25 protein-coding genes, 1 tRNA gene, 1 other RNA gene and 1 pseudogene are annotated in these 25,066 nt (G+C 41.8%); 12 read left to right on the top strand and 16 right to left on the bottom strand.

Annotated features, from left to right (window positions below):
- Window positions 1-243, top strand: a 243-nt coding sequence (locus tag JW841_18725) for a hypothetical protein (GenBank protein ID MBN1962970.1), incomplete at its 5' end; no start/stop codon positions are given.
- Between the two features lie 322 nt (window positions 244-565).
- Here the strand turns inward: JW841_18725 and rnpB are convergent.
- The 6 genes from rnpB to JW841_18695 all read right to left on the bottom strand — a co-directional run bounded on the left by rnpB (window position 566) and on the right by JW841_18695 (window position 3,361).
- An RNA gene (gene rnpB, locus JW841_18720) (RNase P RNA component class A) lies at window positions 566-998 on the bottom strand.
- 34 nt (window positions 999-1,032) lie between these two features.
- The gene (locus tag JW841_18715; protein ID MBN1962969.1) at window positions 1,033-1,449 is read right to left on the bottom strand and encodes a PIN domain-containing protein; all 417 of its coding nucleotides are present in this window, start codon (window positions 1,447-1,449) and stop codon (window positions 1,033-1,035) included.
- Window positions 1,439-1,672, bottom strand: a complete 234-nt coding sequence (locus JW841_18710) for a hypothetical protein (GenBank protein MBN1962968.1) — start codon at window positions 1,670-1,672, stop codon at window positions 1,439-1,441. Before JW841_18710 ends, JW841_18715 begins: the two co-directional genes overlap by 11 nt.
- 103 nt (window positions 1,673-1,775) lie before the next feature.
- Window positions 1,776-2,441, bottom strand: a complete 666-nt coding sequence (locus JW841_18705; protein MBN1962967.1) for a ribonuclease HI family protein — start codon at window positions 2,439-2,441, stop codon at window positions 1,776-1,778.
- On the bottom strand, window positions 2,438-3,187 hold the full coding sequence (locus JW841_18700) for a hypothetical protein (protein ID MBN1962966.1): 750 nt from the start codon (window positions 3,185-3,187) through the stop codon (window positions 2,438-2,440). Before JW841_18700 ends, JW841_18705 begins: the two co-directional genes overlap by 4 nt.
- Before the next feature lie 99 nt (window positions 3,188-3,286).
- Window positions 3,287-3,361, bottom strand: a tRNA-Ile gene (locus tag JW841_18695).
- A 204-nt stretch (window positions 3,362-3,565) separates the two neighbouring features.
- Between JW841_18695 and JW841_18690 the strand changes: the two genes are divergently transcribed.
- Window positions 3,566-4,210, top strand: a complete 645-nt coding sequence (locus JW841_18690) for an outer membrane lipoprotein carrier protein LolA (protein ID MBN1962965.1) — start codon at window positions 3,566-3,568, stop codon at window positions 4,208-4,210.
- A gap of 61 nt (window positions 4,211-4,271) precedes the next feature.
- Here JW841_18690 and dapE read toward each other — a convergent pair whose 3' ends face one another.
- The 5 genes from dapE to JW841_18665 form a co-directional block, all read right to left on the bottom strand.
- Window positions 4,272-5,384 (bottom strand): succinyl-diaminopimelate desuccinylase, encoded by a 1,113-nt coding sequence (gene dapE, locus JW841_18685; GenBank protein ID MBN1962964.1) that lies wholly within the window; start codon window positions 5,382-5,384, stop codon window positions 4,272-4,274.
- A 136-nt stretch (window positions 5,385-5,520) separates the two neighbouring features.
- Complete coding sequence (locus tag JW841_18680) at window positions 5,521-6,582, bottom strand: site-2 protease family protein (protein ID MBN1962963.1); 1,062 nt, start codon at window positions 6,580-6,582, stop codon at window positions 5,521-5,523.
- 9 nt (window positions 6,583-6,591) lie between these two features.
- Complete coding sequence (locus tag JW841_18675; GenBank protein MBN1962962.1) at window positions 6,592-8,649, bottom strand: ABC transporter substrate-binding protein; 2,058 nt, start codon at window positions 8,647-8,649, stop codon at window positions 6,592-6,594.
- Between the two features lie 43 nt (window positions 8,650-8,692).
- Window positions 8,693-9,517 carry a 3-deoxy-8-phosphooctulonate synthase gene (gene kdsA / locus JW841_18670; GenBank protein ID MBN1962961.1) on the bottom strand — a complete coding sequence of 275 codons (825 nt, stop codon included), beginning with the start codon at window positions 9,515-9,517 and terminating at the stop codon, window positions 8,693-8,695.
- A gap of 18 nt (window positions 9,518-9,535) precedes the next feature.
- Window positions 9,536-11,182: a CTP synthase gene (locus tag JW841_18665; GenBank protein MBN1962960.1), complete on the bottom strand. Its 1,647-nt coding sequence runs from the start codon at window positions 11,180-11,182 to the stop codon at window positions 9,536-9,538.
- Between the two features lie 84 nt (window positions 11,183-11,266).
- On the opposite strand from JW841_18665, the gene JW841_18660 reads away from it, so the two are divergent.
- The 3 genes from JW841_18660 to JW841_18650 all read left to right on the top strand — a co-directional run bounded on the left by JW841_18660 (window position 11,267) and on the right by JW841_18650 (window position 15,394).
- Window positions 11,267-11,800, top strand: a complete 534-nt coding sequence (locus JW841_18660; protein MBN1962959.1) for a hypothetical protein — start codon at window positions 11,267-11,269, stop codon at window positions 11,798-11,800.
- A gap of 188 nt (window positions 11,801-11,988) precedes the next feature.
- On the top strand, window positions 11,989-14,235 hold the full coding sequence (locus JW841_18655; GenBank protein MBN1962958.1) for a DNA topoisomerase VI subunit B: 2,247 nt from the start codon (window positions 11,989-11,991) through the stop codon (window positions 14,233-14,235).
- A 4-nt stretch (window positions 14,236-14,239) separates the two neighbouring features.
- Window positions 14,240-15,394 carry a DNA topoisomerase IV subunit A gene (locus tag JW841_18650; protein MBN1962957.1) on the top strand — a complete coding sequence of 385 codons (1,155 nt, stop codon included), beginning with the start codon at window positions 14,240-14,242 and terminating at the stop codon, window positions 15,392-15,394.
- A gap of 232 nt (window positions 15,395-15,626) precedes the next feature.
- On the opposite strand, the gene JW841_18645 is transcribed toward JW841_18650, so the two are convergent.
- Genes JW841_18645 through JW841_18635 form a run of 3 tightly spaced genes read right to left on the bottom strand, consistent with a single transcriptional unit; the run spans window position 15,627 to window position 18,909 of the window.
- A complete protein-coding gene (locus JW841_18645; protein ID MBN1962956.1) occupies window positions 15,627-16,646 on the bottom strand; it encodes a GGDEF domain-containing protein in 1,020 nt (339 codons plus the stop codon).
- The gene (locus tag JW841_18640) at window positions 16,606-18,045 is read right to left on the bottom strand and encodes a B12-binding domain-containing radical SAM protein (protein MBN1962955.1); all 1,440 of its coding nucleotides are present in this window, start codon (window positions 18,043-18,045) and stop codon (window positions 16,606-16,608) included. Before JW841_18640 ends, JW841_18645 begins: the two co-directional genes overlap by 41 nt.
- Window positions 18,046-18,048: 3 nt before the next feature.
- Window positions 18,049-18,909 carry an RNA polymerase factor sigma-32 gene (locus JW841_18635; GenBank protein ID MBN1962954.1) on the bottom strand — a complete coding sequence of 287 codons (861 nt, stop codon included), beginning with the start codon at window positions 18,907-18,909 and terminating at the stop codon, window positions 18,049-18,051.
- A 343-nt stretch (window positions 18,910-19,252) separates the two neighbouring features.
- Between JW841_18635 and JW841_18630 the strand changes: the two are divergent.
- Window positions 19,253-19,447: pseudogene (locus JW841_18630) on the top strand (F0F1 ATP synthase subunit gamma).
- 129 nt (window positions 19,448-19,576) lie between these two features.
- On the opposite strand, the gene JW841_18625 reads toward JW841_18630, so the two are convergent.
- Complete coding sequence (locus JW841_18625; protein MBN1962953.1) at window positions 19,577-19,735, bottom strand: DUF3309 domain-containing protein; 159 nt, start codon at window positions 19,733-19,735, stop codon at window positions 19,577-19,579.
- A 305-nt stretch (window positions 19,736-20,040) separates the two neighbouring features.
- Here JW841_18625 and JW841_18620 point away from each other — a divergent pair, with 305 nt between their 5' ends.
- The 4 genes from JW841_18620 (at window position 20,041) to raiA (ending at window position 22,049) form a co-directional block, all read left to right on the top strand.
- Complete coding sequence (locus JW841_18620; GenBank protein MBN1962952.1) at window positions 20,041-20,304, top strand: OmpA family protein; 264 nt, start codon at window positions 20,041-20,043, stop codon at window positions 20,302-20,304.
- Between the two features lie 311 nt (window positions 20,305-20,615).
- Complete coding sequence (locus tag JW841_18615) at window positions 20,616-20,783, top strand: lmo0937 family membrane protein (protein MBN1962951.1); 168 nt, start codon at window positions 20,616-20,618, stop codon at window positions 20,781-20,783.
- Window positions 20,784-20,800: 17 nt separating this feature from the next.
- Entirely contained in the window at window positions 20,801-21,313 is a 513-nt protein-coding gene (locus JW841_18610; GenBank protein ID MBN1962950.1) for a hypothetical protein, read from the top strand.
- 325 nt (window positions 21,314-21,638) lie between these two features.
- Entirely contained in the window at window positions 21,639-22,049 is a 411-nt protein-coding gene (gene raiA / locus JW841_18605; GenBank protein ID MBN1962949.1) for a ribosome-associated translation inhibitor RaiA, read from the top strand.
- Here the strand turns inward: raiA and JW841_18600 are convergent.
- Window positions 22,042-22,944 (bottom strand): LysR family transcriptional regulator, encoded by a 903-nt coding sequence (locus JW841_18600; protein ID MBN1962948.1) that lies wholly within the window; start codon window positions 22,942-22,944, stop codon window positions 22,042-22,044. The two genes, raiA and JW841_18600, sit on opposite strands and share 8 nt — an antisense overlap.
- 372 nt (window positions 22,945-23,316) lie before the next feature.
- Between JW841_18600 and JW841_18595 the strand changes: the two genes are divergently transcribed.
- Both JW841_18595 and JW841_18590 read left to right on the top strand, forming a co-directional pair.
- On the top strand, window positions 23,317-23,910 hold the full coding sequence (locus tag JW841_18595) for a hypothetical protein (GenBank protein ID MBN1962947.1): 594 nt from the start codon (window positions 23,317-23,319) through the stop codon (window positions 23,908-23,910).
- Window positions 23,911-24,013: 103 nt separating this feature from the next.
- A complete protein-coding gene (locus tag JW841_18590; protein ID MBN1962946.1) occupies window positions 24,014-24,634 on the top strand; it encodes a hypothetical protein in 621 nt (206 codons plus the stop codon).
- Window positions 24,635-25,066: the final 432 nt, after the last annotated feature.

The following is a 25,066-nucleotide window of genomic DNA, read 5'->3' as shown; positions in this document are numbered from 1 at the left end:
ATGGAGGAATTATTACGAACCCATGATAATAACGCAGAAAAATGTATGAGTAAAATTTATAAAAATAGAAATTTCAAATGGGATAAAAAGGAACCGTTTTTAAATCTTAATACTACTCTGAGTATGCTTTTATTACCCTTAGTGTTTATTAAAAGTTTAGGTGAAGAGAATTTCAAAAAAAGTAAATTTAAAATTAATTTAGAAGAATACGATTTGACATTAAGTAATTTTAAAAATGCTTAAGATCCAGAATCTAAAGCTTATAATTTTTTATGTGTTATACGTAATGCTGTGGCTCATTTCATTGAAAATGAAAAAGATCATAATATCTCTTTTGATAAAGGTTTTCTAAGGTGTCAACAAAGGCCGCCAAAAGGTCCAATTATTATTTTTAATAATCAAAACGGATATCACAAGTTTTTAAATGATTTTATTAAAATTTGCAGAAGCGAAGCTAGTGAGATTTTTTTAAAAGACGAGAATCGGTAAGGCTACACGCTAGTACCTCATCATATGGGATTCCTGGAGCAATGGTTCTTATCCATCTACAATCTCCGCCAACCACACCTCCAGTGGGCGTATAAGCCGAGTTCTGTACACGCATTATTATAAATATAAATATGCATGTCAGCGGTCATTCCTCTAGGCGTCGTGTTACCACTGACGCTCAAGCTGCCTACCCGGATCCCCGATGGGCCATCGGTAGCACGATGCGAACAACGAGCTTGGATCCCTATTTGGCATTGCTCCAGGTGGGGTTTACCTTGCCAAACATGTCACCATGTTTGCGGTGCGCTCTTACCGCACCTTTTCACCATCACCGCTTTGCATTCTAATAAATAGAATGTTACGAGCGGCAGACTAATTCTCTGTGGCACTTTCCGTCGGGTCACCCCGCCTGGCGGTTAGCCAGCACCTTGCCCTATTGGAGCTCGGACTTTCCTCTCGTGCCATTTACATTAAAATAAGATGACACCAGCGACCGCCCCGCCCACTGTCGGTAAAAACAGCTCTAGCATAATTTTTAAAAAATCAAAATGGATTTAAAATAGAAATATTTGCAATAGAATGGTCATGTTGCAGATCTTCAGTGATAATTGTGGTACATCCACCCAAAATGGCAGATTGAATAATAAGTGAATCCCAATAAGATAATGGTTTTTCTCTGCTTAGTGTTATTGCATCAATGACAGTGTTTGAATTTGTATTTACTATAGGTAAGTTTGCTAATGAGATTGTAGCATGTTCTGCTTCAATTAAAGATAGTGGAGATTTTAACTTGCGAGTCGTTACCCAATAAAATTCACTAAGTACTTGTAAGCTTATCATCACCTGATTTTTATTGCTTAAATCGCTAATAAGAGAGCGTGCTATTGCTTTCTTTTGCGGTTCATCTTTATCAACAGCATAAACAAAAATATTTGTATCTATAAAAACTCTACCGGTCATAAAGATCTTCTCGCTTCCAGGTTCTGCCGTAAGAGCCGCTGCCAGAAGCAACATCTGTTGTTAATGATAAAAATTCTTGCAGAGGTTTTTTGCAAAGATGTTGACCAACAAATACTTTTAGATAATCGCGCAATAGTGAATTGACCGAGGTATTATTTTCAATTGCCCAAATGCGTGCTTGTTTGAGAATTTCATCGTCAATTGAAATTGTTAAATTTGCCATAACTCATCCCTTAATCCAGATAACCCGTGTAATCATATATCAGTGTAGCACGGGTTATCAGATATAGTAAAGTAAGTTTCTAGCAGATGAATCAAATGTCACATTAGCGGCTAAGTGCTTTGTCTAATGCTTTGTTGGCCATGCTATCAGCAGCAGAATTTTGCTCGCGGGGCACGTGACGGGCATCAATATCAAGCAAATTGTCAATTAATTCGCGAACCTTTTTATACAAGCTAAGCATGCGTTGATTACGCACTTTATAAACACCAGTAATCTGCTTAATTAGCAATTCACTATCGGCACGTAGTGCAACTTCATTGGCGCCGAGCTTCATTGCTTCACTAAGGCCATGAATAACTGCTTCATACTCAGCTTCATTATTGGTGCGATTACCAAGAAAAATACCGTTTTGCTTAATTATATGGCCATCGGGTGTACTAATAACCCAACCAGCCGCCGCTGGCCCCGGATTACCTCTAGACGCGCCATCTGTATGTAATAAAACGCGCATGGTTTGCTCAGCCGAATTTTTGCGATGATTAAAAGCAAGTGAGTTTTGTTTGGGTGTTAATACTTTAATGTCTGAATAATTTTTTAAACAAGTAGTTAATTCAATAGATTCGCATTTTTCAGCAATTTCACGCAATAATGAACGTATTGATGCTTCTTTATAATTTGAAAACTCTTTTAAGGTTGCTGCTAAAGGTTCGTGATCAGCAATAAAATTTATAATAGACCGAGCATTACTCTCAGCCTGGCGCTGACTCACTTTGATGACCCATCAGAATTATCAGCGTTTTCGTCGTCAAGAATACGACTCCAGAAGATAAGTCGTTGGCAACTTGGGCACTGTTCGATGGTCTTAACACGCTGTAAAATATTATAATGCTGCGGTGGTAGTTTCATATTGCAGCCTTGACAATAGCCATCAACTACTGGGACTAAACCAATACCCATACGCTTGCTGCGGATGTTGTCATATTTTCGCAATAAAGGCCCAGGTATTTTGCCAAGCAGTGCATCGCGGCGAATAATTTCACGTTTTACTTCTTCTGATGTGTTTTTTTGCTCTTCTTCAACTCGTTGGCGCTCACTTTCAGCATCTACTTCAGTTTCAGCAACGGTGTCTTGCAAGGTTTCGATTTGCTGATCGGTTTGTTTGCGCTGAGCCTTTATTTCATTGATCCGCTCTTCGGCTTCACGATTGGCGCGTTTACTGCCATCGATTTCACGTGACAGCGCTAAGTACTCGCGTTGATTGCGAATTTCGTTAAGGCGAGCTTCCCACTTGCGAAGTTTTAGATTTTCAGCGTGTACATTCGCCTCAAGAAGTTTAACTTCTTTAAGCATTTCTTCGCGTTGCTGCAGAAGTTTTTCAAGCTCGGTGCTAGATACGCTAAGCTTGCTTTCTAGCTCTTTGAGATGAGTGGGAATATCATCGAGTCGCTTTTGAATGTCGCGTATACCGACATCAATTTGCTGAACTGCATATAGGTCAAGCAGCTGCTGCCGCACGTGACCAAACCTCCATGCCGCGCATTACCGGAAGCTCGCGGCGGTTCGTGAATGACTTGAAACCGCGCAAACTCCCCATGGGCTGCCCGACTGCCCAAATGGTGGGCCCACCAGGGATTGAACCTGGGACCAATCGGTTATGAGCCGACGGCTCTGCCGCTGAGCTATGGGCCCCTTAGGTTTCGCACGACCTTTAGTCACTCCTATCGGTCCGGATGGCCCGCTCTTAGCATCATACCGTATGCTTTGGCAATGCGTTGGTGTGGATAAGTTTATATTTTTTATGATCGGTGATTTTATTTGTATCTTTCAGACAGATTTGGGACAAACGTGTAGACCCTCGCTACTTATGCGCCACTTTGTTATGAAAAGGGCATTATGATTAGCTTACTACTAAGTACTTTGATTACTGCAAGTTCACCGCAAGCAGCTTTTTCACGCGTAAAAGCCACTTATTCAAAAGGCGATCTTTGCGCGAGTTTTGTGCAAACATATGAAGAAAAGCTACGTCGCCGTAAAAAGGTCGAAAGTGGCCGCTTATGGGCTAAACGCGATGGTCGCGTACGTTGGACTTATGAAAAACCTATTCATAAAGATTTTGTTTATGACGGTAAAAAAGCATTCTTTTATGAACCAGAAAACGCACAAGTGACCGAATTTGATAAATTCGAGAACAGTCCGCTATGGGGTGCAATTCGTTTTCTTTGGGGACAGGGTGATATCATTAATACTTTTACCGTGACCAAATGTACAAAAGATTGCCCAAAACCAGCTAATGCAAATATTGAGCTTTGGCGCCTAACACCTAAAACGCCAATTGCCGCAGTGGCACATATAATTTTAGAAATTGATACTAAGCGTGGTTATGTAAATCGGTCGATTGTATATGACCCCTTAGGCAATCAAAGCGAGTATACTTTTTCTAATATTGCCATTGGCTGCAAAGTTGATGAGGCAAAATTTATTTTTAATCGCCCCGAAGGAGTAAACGTTGTTTACGCTTCTTCAGAAGCACAGCCATAGATACAACTATGGCATAGGCCAAACAGCTATAACTTTATTTTTTGCTTATTAGGGACACACCCTAATTTATCAGGGGATTGTGCAAAATTTTCATGAGTATTTCATAGGATTTTACTAAAGCATCAATAGAAACAGATTCTCCAGCTTGATGTGCTTGTGCTTGCGCGCCTGGCCCCAAATTTACTGCATCAATACCAAAAGCTGATAATCTTGCAACATCAGTCCATGCTTGCTTGGGTCCTATTTTTAAATTTATCGTTTGTTGAATTTGATTAAGGATTAGATTGTCATTAGGTATAGGGCCTGGTGGAGCAACATCTAATATTTCAATAGTTGCTGAATTGGCGATAAGGTTTTTAATTTTTTGTATCGCATTTTTATTAGCTATTTGTATGGGGGTGGTTGGGGCAAAACGATAATTGAGATTAAGTTCAAAATTTGCAGGTATTGTATTATGAGAGCTGCCGCCTTTTGCCATAGTTATACTCATTACCTCATAAAATGAAAGCCCCGCTATTTTTACTTCGTGTGGTTTTTGTTCAAGCAATTTTTGTAATATAGGTACAGATTTATATATCGCATTTTCACCTTGCCAAGGTCGAGCTGAATGAGCTGAACGACCCGAAAAAGTAATACGAGCACTAATTGCCCCCATGCAACCAAGTTGCAGATAGTTATCAGTAGGTTCCATACAGATAGCAAGATCTATCGCTGATAGAGGTTCATAATTTTCTAACAATGGCTGCAAGCCATTATTACGGCAGTGCCCCTCTTCTCGATCATAGAGAACCAGCACTAAAGCAAAAGGTAACATTGCCAAGTTATTAGTTTCGACAATAACTTGCATTATCGCGATTGCGCCTTTCATATCCGAGGCGCCTCGTCCAATAATGAGGTTGCCATTTATTTTAGGTGAAGCGTCAGCTGGTGTAGGTGGTACTGTATCAAGGTGACCAACCAAAGCAATACATGGACGGCGAGTATCAGGGTGGCCAATTACTAAAGCATTACCGTGTTTAGTAATATCATCAGCACTAAGTTGTTTTTGCGCTTTTGCCCATTTATAAAGATGCTTAGCAATAGCGGCCTCATCGCCAGTGATACTGGGGATACGTAATAATTCAAGACTACGGTTGATTAAACGATTGCGGATAGTTGAGGCTGCATCTAACATGAAATATCTCTTTAGTAATACCACACTATTAAGCAACTATAATTGGCATCAACAGCTAGATTACAATAAGGCAAGTTTATAGTGCCAAGTCATTTTACTGCAAGCTATTGAGACAATAAGGTTTCATAAGCGATCGTTATAATCTAAATTGCTCTGCTGGAGCGCTAGATAATTCGTCAGGTTTTGCTTTTTTTGAAGGAAAGAGTTGCTCAGGATTTATTGGCGCATTAATTGCTGGTGAGTTTGCTGGTAATTGTGGTGAATACATAAGCGGTATAGGAACAAAAGTAACGATAAATAACACTAAGGCTAAATAACCAGCGAAACGATCACGAGGTGATATTGATAAATATTCATCACGTACAGGAGGGTGGCGCAATCCTAAGAGTGATAGCAATACTGCCCATATTAACCAGACTGAACCAGCACCATTATGATTATAAAAAATACCTAACACCAATAAACAAACTACTACTAAACGAGATATTGCAAGCTGGCGTTTGCCAAAAAGCGCATAAGCAATATGACCACCATCAAGTTGTGCGGCAGGAATTAAATTTAGTGCAGTAACCAGTAGACCAGCCCAAGCAGCAAAAGCAACTGGATGTAAATTGATAAAGGTCGCATGCTTAGGAATAAAAATTTGTACTAACCAACTCCACAATAAAGAACTACCAGCAATTGGTTCGTTGGGATGAGGTAAGGCAGTAGTTGGATTTGAATGTGCTAAACCCCAAGCTGCAGCAATCAGAGCTATTATCAAACCAGCAAAAGGTCCGGCTAATGCAACGCGCAGCAATACTTTACGATTTGATGGTTGTGAACGCATAAGAATTACTGCACCTAAAGTGCCAAATAAAGTTGGAGCTGGAATAAAATAAGGCAAGCTTTGATTAACCCGGTAATAACGAGCAACGAAAAAGTGTCCCATTTCATGAGCAAGTAAAATAGCTAAAAGAGCTACTGCGAAAGTAAGTCCTTCTGTTAGTTTTTCAGGATGATAGAAAGGGCTAGTAATGGCATCTTTAAAAGAAGTGGCGATTGCCCAATCAATAGATTGAAACCACATTGCTGATAAAAAAGTAAGTACGAATAAAGTTATATGTAGCGCCCATGGTCTTTTAGGCTGATTAGTTACATTAGGCATTGAAGGAGTTGGTGAATTATTAAAAACTATCTCACCTTCAGGCATTGCCATACTAGTTCCTTAACCCTGCGGAGGCAGTGGTGCCTTTTCCCATTGACGAATAAGACCATCAGAGATGGTTAAGACAAATAGCTTTTTATTAACCTCACCATCAGCATTAAAACGTAGTGAACCCGTGATACCTTCATAATTAACCATACGAGTTAAAGCATCACGAAGTTCAATGCGATCCGTTGGTTTGGCTTCAATTATAATTTTATGTAGTAAATTAAAGGTATCGAACGCTTGAGCATCAGAAAGTTGCGGTGCAGCGCCACTGGCCTCTTGAAATTCAGCGACAAAATTACGTACTTTGGGTTTGGTGCTATCTGCAAAAAAACCATCAACAAAAACTGCACCTTCGCAATAACGCTCACAGCCAGCAACAGTCTGTTGATGATTCCAGGTGCTACCACCTAAAAGAGTAACAGGACTAACTTTAGGATTGCCGGTTGCCTTTTTAATTTTTTCTAATTCTTTAGGATCACGAGTCGTTACTACATCTTCAACCGCCAATGCTGGGGCGATTAAGCTGATTTTACGCCCAGAATCAGGAATGATAATTGCGTCAAAATCAATTATGGGAGTGAGCCGTTTTTGTAAATTTTCAATAGCTGAGTGCATACGATGCGCCGGAAGTTTTTTAGCGCGCAAAGCTGCAAGTGCTTCACGAAAATCTGCACGAGCGCTGACATTCCAACGACCAACAAGGCGTTTAGCAGGTTCAGTGAAAGTAGTTTGATCATTATCATATGTTTCAACTGCGCGAATTTCGCCTTTACGTTTATCAACTTCGTCCCAAAATAACCGTATGAATTCACGTCCGTAACTATTGCGCGGAAATAGAATTGCAAAACGCGAAAAGCCCATCTCTTCAAAGGCAACTCTAGCAAGCTCTTTTGCCTGGGTTTCAATGGTGAGGGCAGTGCAAAAAATGTAAGGGCCTATTTGTGGCAGGCCATCACGAAATGACAAAGTAATAAGTGGTACTGATAATTCTTCAGCTTTCTGCGCTGCTGCTAAAGCTTCGTTAGCAAATAACGGCCCAATAATGGCAATGACATGATCAGCCAATACTAAATCTTCAACGGCCTGTGCTGCTATTTGAGCTTCACCTTTAGTGTCTTTAATTACTAGTTGCACAGAAGAGTCTTTGCCTAAACCAACTTTAATGGCAGCTAAAGAGCGTTGACCATATTGTTCGAATTTGCCCGATAAAGGCAAAATAATGCCAATAGTTTGTGGATGTACGACAAAGCGTGATTGCAATCTCGCCGCAAATTCACGTGCTGGCGCTGCAAATTGTGATGATGGGTAGCGTGTTGCTACAAGTTTAAGCATCGACTCAGAACGTTTAAAGTCGCGCACGTGATAGTATATTTTTGCAAGTTTATAAGCGAGTGCTGGTTCAATTGCACTCCAGTGTAAACTGCCGTTTAGTCTATCCCAAACAAAAACAGCGTCTTTTAAGGGTAATGATGTATTAATTATTTCTAAAGCTTTTGTTTGAGCCTCTTTAAGACTTTGAACTTGCGCTAAAACAATTAAGGCATCACCACTTCGATGTGCACCCACAAGAGCATCTGTTAAAGGTAATGCAATACGTAGTTTATCATTATTATTACCCTGATCATAAAGAGCTAGCAACATATTAGCAGCGTCGTTGTAACGACCAGCGCTAATTAATAAATTTGCATAACTTTCACGTATAGCATTGGCGTCGGCAAATGATGGTCTAAAGAATAGCAGCTTTTCATAATTGCTAATCGCAGCATTTAGCTCACCACTTTTTTCAAAAGCCACAGCTCGCTGTAAATATAATTGAGCGGCAGCTAAAGTTGCTGGATAGCTTTCGATAATTTGTTGTTCTTTAGCGGCAGCAGCTTCAGTATGGCCTTTTTGGGTTTGAATTTTTGCATCATTAGCAAGGGCAGCCGCAAGATTTTCATCATCTTGATTAGGTTTAGGCACATTCTGCACTGTAGTGCCGTCAGATCTTTTAAGAATTGGTGTTGGTACCTTGGGGCCACAGGAAATGGTGAACAATAGCAATCCAAGTGATAAAGATGCACGATTCATGATTTATTCGACTTGGTCCTTTTGACGTCTACTGTCAAGATCGCTAAACAATTTCAAGTTTACGACAGACTGCGTCAATAGCAACTACTTCTTCTAATAATTGATTAAATAATGAAAGGGATAAAGAATTGGGACCATCAGATAGTGCTTGATCAGGCTTTGGATGAACTTCGGCAAATATACCATCAACACCAACGGCAGCAGCAGCACGAGCCAGCACACTAGCCAAATGACGGTCGCCTGCACTTACACCATTGCCAGCACTAGGTCGTTGCACCGAATGGGTAGCATCAAAAATAATTGCAGCATTAGTTTTTGCCCGCATGGTTACTAAAGAGCGCATATCTACGATTAATTCATGATAACCAAAACTTACGCCACGTTCAGTGATGGCTAGGGGGCCGCCACCACTTTCGTAATGTTTATTAGCCACATAGCGCATATCTTCGGGGGCTAAAAATTGACCTTTTTTAATGTTAACCGGTAAACCAGTAGTAGCCGCTGCAGTGATTAAATCAGTTTGCCTACAAAGAAAAGCAGGTATTTGCAAAATATCTACTATTGCAGCAACAATTGCGGCCTGTTCGGGAGTGTGAATATCGGTAAGTACAGGTACACCGATTTCAGTTTTTACGCGTTGAAGTATGTACAATCCTTCATCAATACCAGGGCCGCGAAATGAGCTAAGCGAAGTGCGATTGGCTTTATCAAAAGAAGCTTTAAAAATGTAACTTACACCCTTTTGGGTGGTAAGTTTTTTAAGATCATCGGCTAAAGATAGGCACAACTCAGTTGATTCAGCGACGCATGGGCCTGCTATTATAGCAAGCTGTTTTTTATTAAAGAGGTTTGCAACATGCGGGTGCATGGTTGACTTTTTAAACCTTTACTTTTTGTTTTTGCTACGTTCAAATGCAGCACCAATAAATCCAGTGAATAACGGATGCGCGGCAAATGGTTTGCTTTTAAATTCGGGGTGAAACTGGCAACCTAAAAACCAAGGATGTTCTGGCAATTCTATTATTTCAACTAAATCGCCATTAGGTGATGTGCCAGAAAAGACTAAGCCCTGCTTTGCAAGAGTTTCACGATAGGAGTTGTTAACTTCAAAACGATGACGATGTCTTTCGTTGATTTCTGATACACCATAGGTTCGGCGAGCCAGCGATTTTTCAGCTAATGTGCAAGGGTATGCACCTAAGCGCATACTGCCACCTTTAGCAGCTACGGTTTTTTGTGTCTCCATAATTGCGATTACCGCATTTTCATTTTCAGGTTGAAATTCTTGCGAGGTCGCATCGGTAATAGCAGCCATATGACGAGCATATTCAATTACGGCAAGGTGCATACCAAAACAGATGCCAAAGAACGGCACTTTAAGCTCGCGTGCTTTTTGTATCACGGTAATTTTGCCTTCAGTACCACGTTCACCGAAACCACCAGGTACGAGGATACCATCGGCTAATAACGCATGTTCTAATAATACGGAGTCTTGTTGAATCGTTTCTGAATCAACATATTCAAGCCGAACTGAAACATTATTTGCTAAGCCACCATGAATTAAAGCTTCATGCAGACTTTTATAAGAGTCAACCAAGTGTACATATTTACCAACAATTGCAATATGTACCTCAGGTTTGGGTTTTTCAATTTTCTCTACAATGCGTTGCCATCTCTCTAATTGCGGAGCACGCGACCAGATGTTTAAAACTTCAGCTAGCTTTTCATCAAGACCTTCGCGACTTAGTTCAAGGGGAAGGCGATAAATAGTATTTACATCGACACATGAAAATACAGAGTCAACTGCTACCGAACCAAAAAGAGCGATTTTATGTTTTACCGATTTCTCTAAAGGTTGAGAGCAGCGGCAGAGAAGAATATCAGGGGTGATACCAATTTCACGCAGCTCTTTGACACTATGCTGAGTAGGTTTTGTTTTTACTTCGCCTGCAGTTTTAATAAACGGAACCAGAGTTAAATGAATAAATGCAACATTTTGACGGCCGACATCATAGGGAATTTGGCGAATAGCTTCGAGAAAAGGTAAAGACTCGATATCACCAACAGTACCACCAATTTCAACAATACATACATCATTATCTTCAGCAGCAGCTAAAACCGAACCTTTTATTTCATCAGTGATATGCGGAATAACCTGAACGGTTGCACCAAGATAATCGCCGCGTCGCTCTTTTTCGATAACTTTCTGGTAGATACGGCCAGTAGTGAAATTATTGCGTTGAGAAGTTTGGGTAGTAGTAAAACGCTCATAGTGGCCTAAATCTAAATCGGTTTCAGCACCATCATCAGTTACAAACACCTCACCATGTTGAAAAGGACTCATGGTGCCTGGATCAACATTGATATAGGGATCTAACTTGAGCATCGCGATTTTTAAACCACGATTTTCAAGTAAAGCGCCTATCGAAGCAGCGGCGAGACCTTTACCCAATGACGATACTACGCCACCAGTGATAAATATAAGCTTAGATTGACGTCCTTTGCGTTGTTGTGCGCGAGAATTTTGGCCCATTAACGACTCTAATTGTAGCAATTCCACACGTACTTGTGAGTTTTTAGCTCGCACGCATGGTGGGTTTAAGGGTATATATGAGTGGTGGATGACAGCGTCAAGACAGTTGAGGGAAATGAAGTATCACTCATCGACGATTTTTTTGCCGGTGTTGCAAAACTACGTACTTATCTCGATCATCAGCTACAAGATCCACTGCATCGACGCTCACGTTTAGGCAATGTCGCTTTTGGGCTTTTAAAACCACGTGACGCTCGCGATTTAAGTTGCTGGCTAATTAGAGAACTCGCTGATGCTATTGGTGCTAGCGCAGCTGCAATTTTTGTGCGTGGGGTCAGTAGCGTTTCTTTTGAACCATGGCACGTTGTAGGAGTACCACCAGGCGGAGGTCCGCTGCCAAGTTATGAGGATATAACGCGTCACAGTGATAATGCTTCAAAATCAACATTAGTTGATACTCTTTGGGTACCGCTAAAAGGTATCGAGGGAAACATTGGGGCGTTGTGGTTTGTTTTACGTGTTTCACTTGATGATAAATCAAAACAATTGCTTTCGGCGATTGCAGATACCGCTGCGGTTGCATTAGAACAGTCATCATTACTGCAAGCAATGAGATAAAAACTGCGTAACAGTTTAAAAAGTCATGGTAAATTATTATGGTTGTTCGTACCGTGTTTGTACGGGAGCTATAAAAGCACAAAACTTTTTATTCACTGACTAACTCGCGTAATTTGGTTCGGTTGACTTTTGTAAGACTGACAAGGTAGTGCCGACTAGTAGTTGGTAATATTAATTCGAGGTGTGAAGTGGCAAAAACAAGCAAAGGGCGCGCTTTGCAACAATCATCTAAAAGCAAAGCTAAAGTTAAAACAAAGCTTCAATCAAAACCTAAACAGAAACAAAAACCCAAACAACTTAGTTTTGGTGATTCGTTTGCAGAAAAATCAAGCCATGTAAAAGATAAGCCTAAACCAAAGGCTAAAATTAAAGCAGTTTTAAAGCCCAAGATTGTTGCTAAGCCAAAAGTAGTTAAATCTGAGCTTACTGATAAAGAAGCAAATGCGAAAACTGTAAAAACGTCAGATAAAACATCAGACAAAGTAATAAATAAAACGGCAGAAAAAGCGACAGAAAAAGTAACACCTAAAGCATCACGTATACGTGTTAATGCCGAACGTTTAGGCGAAATGCAACGCGAAATTTCTATTAGTGAGTTTTTTACTAAAAACCGGCATCTACTCGGTTTTGATAACACTTCACGTGCCTTGTTAACTTCGGTAAAAGAGGCGGTTGATAATTCTCTTGATGCTTGTGAAGAAGCAGGCATTTTGCCTGAAATTCATGTACGGATCGAAGAAGTTAGCCCAAGTCGTTTTCGCATATGTGTTGAAGATAATGGACCTGGAATTATTAAAGCGCAGGTTTCAAAAGTATTTGGCAAACTTCTTTATGGGTCTAAGTTTCATCGTTTGCGCCAATCAAGAGGTCAACAGGGTATTGGTATTTCAGCAGCAGGTATGTATGGGCAGTTAACTACCGGTAAACCTGTTCATGTCATTACTAAAACAGGTAAAGGTCGTACGGCTTATGCATGTGATTTATCTATTGATGCACGACAAAATAAACCAATAGTGTTTCATGAAAGCGAAGATACTTCACCACATTGGCTTGAAAAAAATCATGGCACTTCAGTAGCTATTGAAATGGAAGCTACTTATAAAGGTGGTCGTAGATCACTTGATGAGTGGGTGCAACAAGTTGCCTTTGCTAATCCACACGCGCGAGTAGAATACTTGCCTCCTGGTAAGCCACCAATCGTATACCCATGCGTAACTCCTGAGTTACCTCCAGAAACTAAAGAAATAAAACCACATCCGCATGGGGTAGAATTAGGATTGCTGCTGCGTATGAAACAGGGTAGTGCGGCACGCACTTTAGCGAGTTTTTTACAACAAGAATTTTCACGCGTATCTAGTACAGTGGCGGCTGAGATTTGTCGTGGCGCCAATTTACGTCCTGAAATTTCGCTTAAATCTTTAACCCAAGCACAAATGGAAGCAGTTTATACTTCTATTGCGGCTACGAAAATTATGGCACCGCCAACTAATTGTTTAGCGCCGATTGGTGAGGTGGCATTGCTTGAAGGTTTAAAGGCATTACTGGTGCAGCAGCAGTTATCAGCAGCAGATGCCACAAGCAAACGTCGCAGCTCGCTTGCAACTGAAGAAAATGCTTTACCTGGCATGAGTGATATTGCTGAAGCTGAGAGCAAAGTAACCACAGCCCTAGCTGAGCAGGTATCACAATTAGCAGCTGAAGGTGAAGAAGATGATGAGCTAGATAGCCAAGAGGCGAATAAAGCAAAATCTCTTAAAGATAAAAACGCTGCAACAGCTAAAATAAAGACTAAAAATAGCGAAGCGAACCAGCAAAATGCAGAAGCAGACGCTAATGCTACAAAAGCTCGCGCCGGTATTGTGAAAATTTTTGATAAACCTTATTTTATTACTGCAGTTACTCGGGGACCAAAAGTATACCGTGGTAATCCCTTTCAAGTTGAAGCGGCAGTGGCTTTTGGTGGCGATTTACCGGGCGATGAATTAGCTTCAGTATATCGTTTTGCTAATCGCGTCCCTTTGCTTTATCAGCAAGGTGCTTGCGCTATGACGCAATCAGTGGTTCGTACTAACTGGAAGAGTTACGATGTAGATCAATCGCGTGGTGCTTTGCCATCAGGGCCGCTACTGATCATGGTACATATCGCCAGCGTTTGGGTGCCATTTACATCGGAGGCTAAAGAAGCAGTGGCGCATTACGACGAAATAATCGGCGAGCTAAAGTTTGCTTTGCAAGAATGTGGTCGTCGTTTATCGCGCCATATTCGTCGTCGTCGTCGCATAATCGATCAAGAAAAGAAGGCAAAGTATATCGAAAAATATATTCCGCACATCGGACAAGCACTACAAGATATTCTTGGTTTATCAGAATCTCGTCGTGATGTTGCAGTTGACAAACTAACCCAAATTCTCGAGCGTTCTCGTAAGATTGGTTAAAGATATGGCTAAGCAAAAACAAAACAACACTCGCTTTCGTTCGCCCGAACAAATAAAGAAAGACAAAATAACGCTGAAGGCGATTAAAGATGTCGCCTCAGAAGTTTATGAGGCAATCAGCAAAGGCAAAAAACCTGATATGTCTTTGCCAGTACGTTCATTGTCCAACGTGAAATATGACCGTAAACGTGGATATTTCGAAATAGGCAAAGCTAAAAAAGTTCGTACGCTCACTGTAAATACTGTTAAGACGTTTGCGCAAACTTTAAAAATGATGTCGTTGTCGCAAGAGCTTATCGGAGAAAATGATTTTGCCACTAAAAGAGATGCATACTATCAATCGAAAAACTGGCGTGAGGCTAAATTTGATGAGCAGCCAGAGTCTGATGGAGTCATGGATGACATCGAGGCTATGTTTTCTATCTTTGACGTATCTCGTGAAGAGTTACGTTTTGTACCACAAGAGCATGGTGGTGCTGTTGCGGGTGAATTATTAGTTATTGACCGTGACCTTGAAACTGGACGTCGCATTGAAATTGATTGCACCAAATTTGGCTCGGGCGCATATTCAGTACCATCGTTTGTCGAGAATTTAGAGCTTAAAACCAAAGCCGATTTCGTACTGGCCATTGAAACTCATGGTATGTTTCAACGTCTGCAGTCGCACAATTATTGGCGTAAAGCCAACTGCATTTTAGTGTCGATGAATGGTGTGCCATCACGTGCATGCCGACGTTTTATTCGACGATTATCTGATGATTTAAAACTGCCGACTTATGCTTTTACTGATTGTGATCCTTATGGGATTTCAAATATTTATCGCACCCTTAAGGTAGGTTCAGGCAATGCAGCGCATATAAATCGTTTCTTTTCAGTGCCCAAAGCGACTTATTTAGGTTTATGTCCGCAAGATATAATAGATTGGAAGTTGCAAGATGCGACTCATAAACTTTCTGAAATTGATATCAAACGCGCCAAAGACGCTTTAAAGAATGACCCATTTTTTGCAGAGCACAAATCATGGGCTAATGCACTGCAAACATTAATCAAGATGGGGGTGCGTGCTGAGCAACAAGCATTGGCTAAGCACGGTTTAAATTTTGTTATTGATGAATACTTACCCGCTAAGCTTGCCAATCCGAAATTGTTTTTGCCATAGATGAATTTTGCTTCATATTAATTAAATTAACTTGATACTTGCATTCACTGCAACACCGGGTTTAATTGGTGCTATCGAAATTGGGGGATAGGTACATGAGGTCCTATGCGAAACGTTACAACTTGTGACTAGTGCATTTTGTTTTATTGCTTTCTTAGTGGGTTTTATTTCTGTAGCTCATGCTGAAAAAATGCAAACCATAGGTTCGCTTAGCGCTGGTACTTTAGCTACCTCAAGCGTTTCGGCAGTTAACGAGTTTATAGTCTGTGGTCCCATACTTATAACTAGGGGTCAGGCTGACCCGATTCTTACCGTGCTTTTTTGCCCAGTATAAAGCGCGATCTGCACTCTCAATAAGATCTCTCGGTGATTTAATCTTTTGATCACATACAGCAACCCCGAGGCTGATAGTAATCCGTTGTTGGTTGCACATTATGGTCGTAGCCTTCTCTCTGACTCGCTCGGCAATCTCAAGTACTTCGTCGGGATTGCTAGTACATGGAAGAATCGTAACAAACTCTTCACCGCCAAAACGACAGCAGATATCCGAATCTCGCACTTGTTCTGTCATGGTTCTGGCCAACTCGATAAGAATGCGATCTCCTTCTTGGTGACCATGCGTATCGTTAACCAATTTGAAGTCGTCGACATCTAGCATAATCAACGATAGACCAGCCCCATAGCGTTGGTGATTTTTAAATTCTAGGTCTAATAGTTCATAACAGCTCGAATGGTTGTAAAGACCTGTCATCCTATCACGCATAGTGAGGGTGGCAATCTCGAGCGCATAGGCCTCTGAAATCACGGTTGGAGAAGTTATCTCTACCTTAACATTTGAAAGGTAATCCAAGGTAGCAACAGTGATACGCACATTTCGGCCAATCTTTTCTGACATCAAATGTTTATGCTTAAGAATTTGGCCCCACAAGGTCTCTGCAACTTCAGGAGCAAAATATTGGTGGGAAATTACATAGAACAAGTCCGAAAAAAAGACGCCACCTCGTGTCTCGATTTGCTTTTTAATTTTAGTCATTTCGCTGTTAGTCATGACGCGGTCACCTGCAAATGCTGATACCAAATCCAAGTTCATGGCATCAGAGGTGCCCGATCTACGCAATCGGTCGATATTATTTTCAATAAGAGCTGAAGCTTTTGTGTCTATGTGGTTGCTGTCCATCGGCATTCCTTTTTTTGCACGATGTTTGCGAGTTTTAACTTTCGCACTCGTATAGTTTTTGGTTGTTGAGATCATTAATATTACGGTCTTTGAAAGCCTCCATATTACCCCCATGTTGTAAGAGAAATGCTTCGAGTTTGTTTCGCTCTAAACGAATGTTGCGCTTGTAGGATAAGCCGCCAGCGAATCCAATTGCCAAGTTCTGTTTGCGCCATAAGTTACGCCACAATCTGCGTAGCATCCTTGGTGTTGAGTAGAACCGCTTTGAGCAGGCAACCATTTCATCCACCGCCTGCCGAGATGTTAGCCCAACAAAACGGGCAACTGGATAGGTAAGGGTGAAGTAGCTCCAGTCCCTAGGAAACTGATTGAAAGTCACCTGGTTTGTTGAGGTCATCTCATCCCACAGCTTAGTTCCAGGTAATGGTGTTAGAAAAAGTACGTTGACAAAATCAACACCGTAGCGGTCAGCTGTATCGGCAATGAGTTTTCCGATACCAGGCCTATCGCTTTCGAAACCTATAATGAACGAGCCCGCCACTAGGATACCGTGGTTTTGTATGCGACGAACGGCATAATTAAGATCGCGACAACGACACAAATTATTTTTAGCATTAATTTCTTTTGACGTATCTGGTTGCACAGATTCGAAACCGATGAACAGTCCTTTGCAACCTGCTGTAGCTGCAAGGCTCAAAAGCTCTTCGTCATTGGCGACATTGATTGTTGTTTGAGCTACCCAACTCTTTTTGAGCTTTACTGCGATCATGGCGCGAAAGAGATCCTTGGCACGCTCTTGGTGCTCGTGGCTGGTGCCTATAAGGTTGTCATCGACGATCAATACTAGGTTTTCTGAAAGCGACTTTAGTTCCTGTATTACATCGTTGATCGGACGTTGGCGAAAGCGCGCTCCATTGAAGGCAGTTACGCTGCAAAAACTACAATGCAAAGGACATCCACGCGTTGTCTGAACGGATCCAAAAGCATACTTGTTTGCCAGCAAATCGTGTCGAGCTTGTGGCATGTTAGCCATTTCGGCAAAACCACCTTCGTATATTGGTTGTAATTGTTTAGAACGTACGTCATTGAGTACTTGTTGCCAAACATTCTCTGCCTCACCTTTTACTACGGCATCAGCATAAAGCGTCGCCTCATTAGAACACATTGTTGCATGAATACCACCGATGACTACGGGGACACCGTCATTACGAAAACGTGTGGCTAACGCATAGGCTCGTTCAGCTTGGGAAGTAAAAGCGGTTATGCCTACCAGATCAGGCCTTGGTAATTTTGAATACTCAGGTACTCCTAGATTTTCATCGATAATGGTCACTTTCCAATCTTTTGGTGTTAGAGCAGCGATAACCATAAGACCTAGTGGCTTCCACACGCGGTAGCGATTCCACCGACTTGCTTTAACATTAATAATTGAAACCAATGGATTCGAAGGGTTGATTAGATAAAGGATTTGCATCAATCAATCTCTTTCATAATGGGGATGCTCGCTGGTAACAAAAGATAGATGGTTAGATGTGCTCTCGTTACTGATGGCTTTATGTAGCTTTACGCGGATAGTTCCCTCAATCTGCCGCACCCGCTCGCGTGATATTTTAAAGTGTACACCGATTTCGTGCAGCGTCTTGGGCTTCTCTGTCGTCATCAACCGCCGCTCGAAAATGTAGCGTTCTCTATCATCAAGCATACCGATGATCCGATAAGCCGTGTTGTAAAAAAGCTGGTGCTCCTCTTTCTTGGACACCTGCTCTTCTGGTGAATCGCCGACGGCGGGAAGCACATCCAGGTGCGTTAGATTTAATCCGGTCTGAATAGTAGTGTTGAGCGATGAATCCCGTTTTGTCAGTCGCTCTTCCATGCTAACGATTTCGCGCTCATTAATATTAAACTCTTTAGCCAGCATGTTGGTGCTCGCCAACGCATTGGACCCTGTATCATGATCTGCCCTCACACGCGCAAAGCGTAATTTGAAGAATAACTTCCGCTGTGCCTGTGTGGTGCCTAGCTTAACGAGTGACCATGAATGCTGGATGAAATCCTTAATAAAAGCGCGGATCCACCAGACAGCATAAGAAATAAGGCGAAACCCTTTGCTCGGGTCAAACTTGCTCACCGCATGCAACAGTCCAATGCTCCCTTCTTGTACGAGGTCAATTAAGCTAATGCCGTAACCGCTGTATTCATGGCAGATCTTCACAACAAAGCGCAGATTTGCAACGATAAGCCGGTGGGCGGCTTTAATATCTCCCGTCTGATGGTAGCACTCAGCAAGGGCTGTTTCTTCTTCACGTGTGAGCAAAGGGTAGCGATTGATTTCTACCATGTAACTATCTAGAGCGACAATTTGAGAGCGTGAGCTAGCCATGTGTTTGGCCTTTCTTGCGAAAATACCAACGCACTATTTAATTATGCTATATTTGACGATTCTTTTATTAGATAGTTTCGTTGTATTCTGTCCAAAAAAGCGACGTGACATGCACTGCTTGTATCGAGCTTCATAACCCAGCGCAGGACTTAAAAGAACCTATCAACCAACAAATATGTTGGTTCGCCATCGTTTAAGAAACATTTCATTATTGAGGTACATGTACTTGTCACTTCGTTGAAAGTCAAGGATCTCAGGGGATCCAAGGAGCATCGGGTTCGATGGTGCCGGATTTAGCGTGCTCTTTCGTGCATGTGTCGCATCTCTTACAAGCGAGAACGCTAGCCGTTTGGCGGCTATGCAACGCGCCGATAAGAACATTGAAGAGTTGCTCGAAAACCTCAACGGGACATTTCATCGTTTGCGTCAGAGCAGAATCGACGAGGAATTATTCGACGTCATCGCCGGTTTCGAAGCACTGAGCGCCATAGAATGATGTGCATTGCCATAGCTACGTATAATACCGAACTTTGCCGCTACCAAAACATGCGCGCTTAAACCATTTACAGTGCCTGCTCGCGATCATTATAAGCAAGTCATTTTCTAACGTTTTCTACTTGATCTCTTAGATGTGTATTTTACCGGTAAGTACCAAAACGACAACAACTAATAGAGCCAAGGTTATCCCACCACTAGGATAGTAACTCCACCGTCGGCTGTAAGACCAAGTAGGCATGGCAGCTAATAGCAATGCAGCAAGCGCAAATATTAGAAAAAGTCCCATGATATCTCCTTTTAATTAATAAGGACGGGGTAGTTTGTTGCATAATTAAATTAAATGTAGGTACTCTACAAAATTTCGAAAATTAGGAAATTTAAGCGATATCTGTCGTAAAAATCGACATTAGGATGTAAGATTCTACTTTTTGCAGATTTTGGGCCCGCTAAATGAAAATAGTTTATAGTTCGTTATTTTCGTTATATTGTGCTCAAACTTTCTAATAGTCGTAACGACAATAAGTGAACTATTTATTTGTACGATAACTGATCAATGAAAGAATCGAGGTTGCATTCAGTGAGAAAGTATCTATGCATCGCGGGGAGTCTGTTGCTAGTAACGAGCTGTGCTTTTGCCCACAGGGTTTTTTCAATTACAACCTTGATCTATCACAACGTAGGGCAGATGCAGTACGCAAATATTTCGTGCAGCGCGGTTACCAATCCGATCGCATCCAGGCTCATGGGCTTGGTGAGGGGCATCCTATCGCCGACAACACCAGTGCAGAGGGACGTGCCAATAATCGTCGCGTTGAAATTGTCATCGCACGAGATTCTCACACATCCAACCAGTAAGAGAAGGTAATCTTATGACTACAAACGAAGCAAACGTAGGCAAGTGGGAAACGCAACTCAAAAAATGGGGCAAAAAGCTTGATGGGCTTGTTGTTAAAGCCGAAAAAGCCAGAACCAATGAAAAGGCCGCCTTGTGCCAAAACCTCAACAACTTGAAAGAAAAGTATCAAGTTGCTCAAGGTAGGCTGGAGGAGCTCAAAATCGCAGGTCACGAAAAATGGGAAAATTTAGAGGTTGGTGTTGAGCATGCTTGGGATGAATTCTCGAGCGCATTCAAGAACTTAACCCATGAAAACAAAAGAGGTGAAAACATGATATGGGCAATTGCAATCATTTTTATTCTTCTCTGGGCGCTCGGATTAGCAACTTCTATTACAATCAGTGGTTTTATACACCTTTTTCTTGTGGCCGCAGTCGCTATGGTGATTATTCGAGTCATACAAATCCGTCGAGCTTCCAAGTTGAAGACTATTAGCTAAAGGAAACCAAAAGATGCATGAAAGGTAAAGCAATGAAACACACAGTATTGATTTTAATGGCGCCTTCCCTCATAGCTTTCGCGATGAGTTGCACCTCAACAGGTGCGAATTCGACGACGGGGTCACAAACAAGTGAAACCACTGCGGTCAAACGCGACGAAGCCAAAACCCAAATTATTGAGGCGGTTCAAGCGACAAAGAATTATACTTATGCACAGAAAGACGAGTATATCGACACTACCAAAGCGCAACTCGATGAGATTCAAGCAGAGCTCGATCGACTCTCTGCCAAGGTGGACAATACAAGCGGTGCGATAAAGGCCGACGCCAAAATCAAGCTTGCGGCGGTACACGAAAAATGGATCACGACGAAGCAGCGCCTTGAGCAAGCACAGAACGCCACCGAGTCCTCATGGGATGAATTGCAAAACGAATTTTCGCAATCCTACGGTGAACTCAAGGACTCTTTTGCAGATGCGCGTCAGTGGTTTAGCGACAAAATCGAGCCTCAAACTACACTTCAACATTAATCGAGCACCTTCAAAGTAGCAATGACCCAATGACAATGGTTGTAATGAAAATGGTAATCGCTACTTTGAAGGGTTGCTCAATTTTAATGCTGCTATGTTCAAAAAAAATGGGGTGTTACACGTCGAGATTTGCGACGCTTAGCTCGTTTATTTTCTTATATTCGCAGTGCCTGCAGATGGTTACTTTGATAGGGTAAGCGAGCATCGCCAAACGAACTACAAACAGTCACCACAGATTGGAGTTGATATACAGATTGCTTGCACCTAGTCGATAGCCGCATACCTAAAAAATTTAATGGCTCGATAACGAGCATTGGAGTAAGTGGTGAAGATTCATATTCAAGCGCGCAACGTCAAGGTGACAAAGGCTCTGCAGGCCCACGTTGAGTTACAACTCGGCTTCGCTTTAAGCCGGTATAGCGAGTACATCAAACACGTGACTGTGCATCTTTTAAAGTCAGAAGAACAACGCGATAGTAAAGAGAAGCTCTGCCGGATCACTGTGGGCTTGCAGCGATGTATAAAAGTCCAAGAGACTGATACCGATGTTTTCGCCGCCATTACGCGGGCTACCGATCGCGTCACTCGTTCGATTGCCTATGCGATCAAACAGGAGCACATACCCGCAATAAGCCCCTCTTGGTCGGAAAAAACCAAGACGCCACGACCTCCTATACCGCCACCTACCATTATAAAGCGCGGCACTGCCAAGAAACGCTATTCGCAACTCAAGTAATGAAGATATTTCGCGCGGTTTCGTAAATCGCAACAACTGCTGGATGAATAATCTTTCGCTTAAGTGAGATAGCATAAATCCGCTGTCGCAGCTTATCTGAGCGACCAACAACCTGTACGTGATAGCGATGCTGCACTTCTTTTTCGATCACCGCGGGTGCAGTAAACACGCCCAGCCCAGACTCGCCAAATATATTTGCCAAAGCGGCGTCGTCTAGTTGTGCGATGATTTTCGGCCGTAGGTCTTGGGCCTCGAACCATCCGTTAAGCGAGCGGCGTAATGTTGAATCGGTCGAAGGAACCAAAAACGGTGTGCCATCGAGCGAGCGGGGAAATTTAGCTCGTAAACTTTTTATAAGCGATGCCGCCGCAAAAAAGGTCGTGCCGCACTCGCAGAGTAGATGGCTGTACGCGCGCACCGGTGAACCTGGTCCAGCCGGAGCATCTGCGAGCACTACATCCACATCATTCTGCGCTAAATCGCCAATGAATGCCGTTACCGAACGGTCATTGCGACAAATGAGCTGTATGCTCTCTCCGAGGTCGAATACGGGTTGCAGTATCAGCCGTACGATAGACTTTGCAAGTGCGTCTGATACACCGACGACTAGACGCAGCGGTCGACCGGTCGGTCGGCCTTTGACTGTATCCATGAGTTCTCGACCAAGCGTAAAGATTTCTTCTGCATAGCGTAGGACCAAACGACCTTCTTTAGTAAGAACAAGGTTGCGTCCTTTTTTTTCAAATAACTTTTGGTCGAGTATTTCTTCGAGGCGATGGATCTGACCGCTGATAGTCGGATGCGCTAGGCGTAGCTCTTTGCTAGCAGCAACAATGCTTCCGTGTTTAGCAACGGTCCAAAAATATAAAAGGTGGTGATAGTTAAGCCATTCCATACCCTTTTCATACGTCGATTTTTTTTATATTGCACGACGAATTGCATAAATAGTTCAATTTATGAAATAGATATCAAAAGCGTCAAAGACGCTTTAAAGAATGACCCATTTTTTGCAAAGCACAAATCATGGGCTAAAGCACTGCAAACATTAATTAAGATGGGGGTGCGTGCTGAGCAACAAGTATTGGCTAAGCATGGTTTAAATTTTGTTATTGATGAATATTTGCCCGCTAAGCTTGCCAATCCGAAATTGTTTTTGCCATAAATGAATTTTGTTTCATATTAATTAAATTAGTTTGATACTTGCATTCGTTGCAACACCGGGCTTATTTGGTGTTATTAAAATTGGGGGAGAGGTACAAGAGGTCCTATGCGAAACGTTAAAACTGTGACTAGTGCTTTTTATTTTACTGTTTTCTTATTTGGTATTATTTCTGTAGCTCATGCTGAAAAAATGCAAACCACAGGTTCACTTAGCGCTGGTACTTTAGCGCTGGGGCTTGAATTTCAGGCGGGATTGATTACGGGTACTCCATTAGAGCTTGGTCTTCATGAAATGGTAGGATTAAAAGGTGGTTTCGACCTTTATGCTCGTCAAGGCATACAGTTACGAGACGACCGTACAGTTTATTTAGGCGCCGGGATTAAATGGACCATACTAACCAGCAATCGCCAACGACCTGGTGTCGCACTACTGGCTGGTGGCCATTATTGGATTGATCATTGGGCGGGCGCTGATGGCACTATTATATTTGATTACCCAATTGGGCGAGTTACCCCCTTAGTTGGACTTGATGCGAAACTTGATCTGCCAGATTCTGGTGCAGAACTGAGAATGGGATTGTTGGCAATTATTCGCATATCAGTAGTAACCAATATCTCATGGTTCATCGAAGGTGAAATTGGTATCACTGGTGAACCTAAGTCTACTTTTATTTCAACCGGTCCTAAAATTACGATTTAGGTAACTGCGGCTAACACCTCATAAAAGTATGATTTGTTGCAACTTAATTTACCGTAGGGTCATTTAACTCTATGGACCCGTAACCCGTTGGAGAAAATTAGAGATGAAACATAGTAAACTTTTTATTGTTATGTTCTGTGTTTTAAGCAGTCCCCAAATTAGTTATGCTGAAAGTGAAACTCATGATGGCTTTTTTTTACGTTTAAATTTAGTTGGAATTGGTTATACTAAAGCGACTGCTGAAGAGAATAATGATAAACTTGAAATTAGTGGAATAAGCAATCTCATTGATATTGGTATAGGTGGTACGGTGTATGAAAACCTAATTATACATGGCAATATTTTCGGCCCCATAATTATTCAACCGTCCTTAAAGGTTTACGACAATGGTATTTTAGCTCTTGAAGGTGATCTTAAGGGCAACGTGAATAGCATAGGATTTGGTGCTGGTGTGACTTATTATCTAATGCCGATCAATGTGTTTTTAACCGGCATAATCGGGCTTGCCACCATGTCAATAAATGATGATGATGGAAATACGATAGGCGAAACTAAACATGGTCTTAGCCTTTTGTTGGCTGCTGGAAAAGAATGGTTCGTTTCTGATGAATGGGGCCTTGGTTTTTCTGGATCTCTAATTTTTCAAAGGTTACCAGATAAAAACAATGATTTGAAATTTATGGTAATGGGCTTAGGTGCAAATTTCTCCGTTACCTATAATTAGTGAACTCAAGGTGTCTAACACTGACATATGACATGGTTCATCGAAGGTGAAACTGCTCTAAGTCAACCTATATTTCAACTGGTCCTAAAATTACAATTTAGTTAAACTGCGATGAGGGCCATTGCTGTAATTAAGAGAGCTAGCAAGTATGGATGAGACTATCGTACTACCTTTTTTTAATAAGTTTATTTTGAACTGCATATTGAGTTTTTTTAAAATTTTAACTCCTGACTTTTGGATACGGCTACCAAGAAATAGAAGTATCTGGTTGTTTCTTTTATAGTATTTCCTGGCGTTGTTAATAGGTGGGGGCTGAGTATAGTTACAAATATATTATTTATGGAGCCACTTGCAAAAGTCCTTATGATTTCCAATTATAGCAAATATAACGTCATCCCCGCGAAAGCGGGGATCCAAAATGTTTTGCAATAT

This window comes from Deltaproteobacteria bacterium, assembly GCA_016931625.1.
GTDB lineage: Bacteria > Myxococcota > XYA12-FULL-58-9 > XYA12-FULL-58-9 > JAFGEK01 > JAFGEK01.
Note: the sequence above shows the minus strand (reverse complement) of the source record. Positions and strands in the feature narration are given on the sequence as shown.

Coding starts and splice junctions, on each gene's coding strand:
- JW841_18645 (MBN1962956.1), bottom strand. CDS start 16,646: ATGATCTCAACAACCAAAAACTATACGAGTGCGAAAGTTAAAACTCGC.
- dapE (MBN1962964.1), bottom strand. CDS start 5,384: ATGTTAGATGCAGCCTCAACTATCCGCAATCGTTTAATCAACCGTAGT.
- JW841_18690 (MBN1962965.1), top strand. CDS start 3,566: ATGATTAGCTTACTACTAAGTACTTTGATTACTGCAAGTTCACCGCAA.
- JW841_18620 (MBN1962952.1), top strand. CDS start 20,041: ATGCATCGCGGGGAGTCTGTTGCTAGTAACGAGCTGTGCTTTTGCCCA.
- JW841_18640 (MBN1962955.1), bottom strand. CDS start 18,045: ATGCAAATCCTTTATCTAATCAACCCTTCGAATCCATTGGTTTCAATT.
- JW841_18600 (MBN1962948.1), bottom strand. CDS start 22,944: ATGGAATGGCTTAACTATCACCACCTTTTATATTTTTGGACCGTTGCT.
- JW841_18610 (MBN1962950.1), top strand. CDS start 20,801: ATGAAAGGTAAAGCAATGAAACACACAGTATTGATTTTAATGGCGCCT.
- JW841_18625 (MBN1962953.1), bottom strand. CDS start 19,735: ATGGGACTTTTTCTAATATTTGCGCTTGCTGCATTGCTATTAGCTGCC.
- JW841_18665 (MBN1962960.1), bottom strand. CDS start 11,182: ATGGGCCAAAATTCTCGCGCACAACAACGCAAAGGACGTCAATCTAAG.
- JW841_18650 (MBN1962957.1), top strand. CDS start 14,240: ATGGCTAAGCAAAAACAAAACAACACTCGCTTTCGTTCGCCCGAACAA.
- JW841_18615 (MBN1962951.1), top strand. CDS start 20,616: ATGATATGGGCAATTGCAATCATTTTTATTCTTCTCTGGGCGCTCGGA.
- JW841_18590 (MBN1962946.1), top strand. CDS start 24,014: ATGAAACATAGTAAACTTTTTATTGTTATGTTCTGTGTTTTAAGCAGT.
- JW841_18680 (MBN1962963.1), bottom strand. CDS start 6,582: ATGGCAATGCCTGAAGGTGAGATAGTTTTTAATAATTCACCAACTCCT.
- JW841_18635 (MBN1962954.1), bottom strand. CDS start 18,909: ATGGTAGAAATCAATCGCTACCCTTTGCTCACACGTGAAGAAGAAACA.
- JW841_18715 (MBN1962969.1), bottom strand. CDS start 1,449: ATGACCGGTAGAGTTTTTATAGATACAAATATTTTTGTTTATGCTGTT.
- JW841_18675 (MBN1962962.1), bottom strand. CDS start 8,649: ATGAATCGTGCATCTTTATCACTTGGATTGCTATTGTTCACCATTTCC.
- kdsA (MBN1962961.1), bottom strand. CDS start 9,517: ATGCACCCGCATGTTGCAAACCTCTTTAATAAAAAACAGCTTGCTATA.
- JW841_18595 (MBN1962947.1), top strand. CDS start 23,317: ATGCGAAACGTTAAAACTGTGACTAGTGCTTTTTATTTTACTGTTTTC.
- JW841_18710 (MBN1962968.1), bottom strand. CDS start 1,672: ATGGCAAATTTAACAATTTCAATTGACGATGAAATTCTCAAACAAGCA.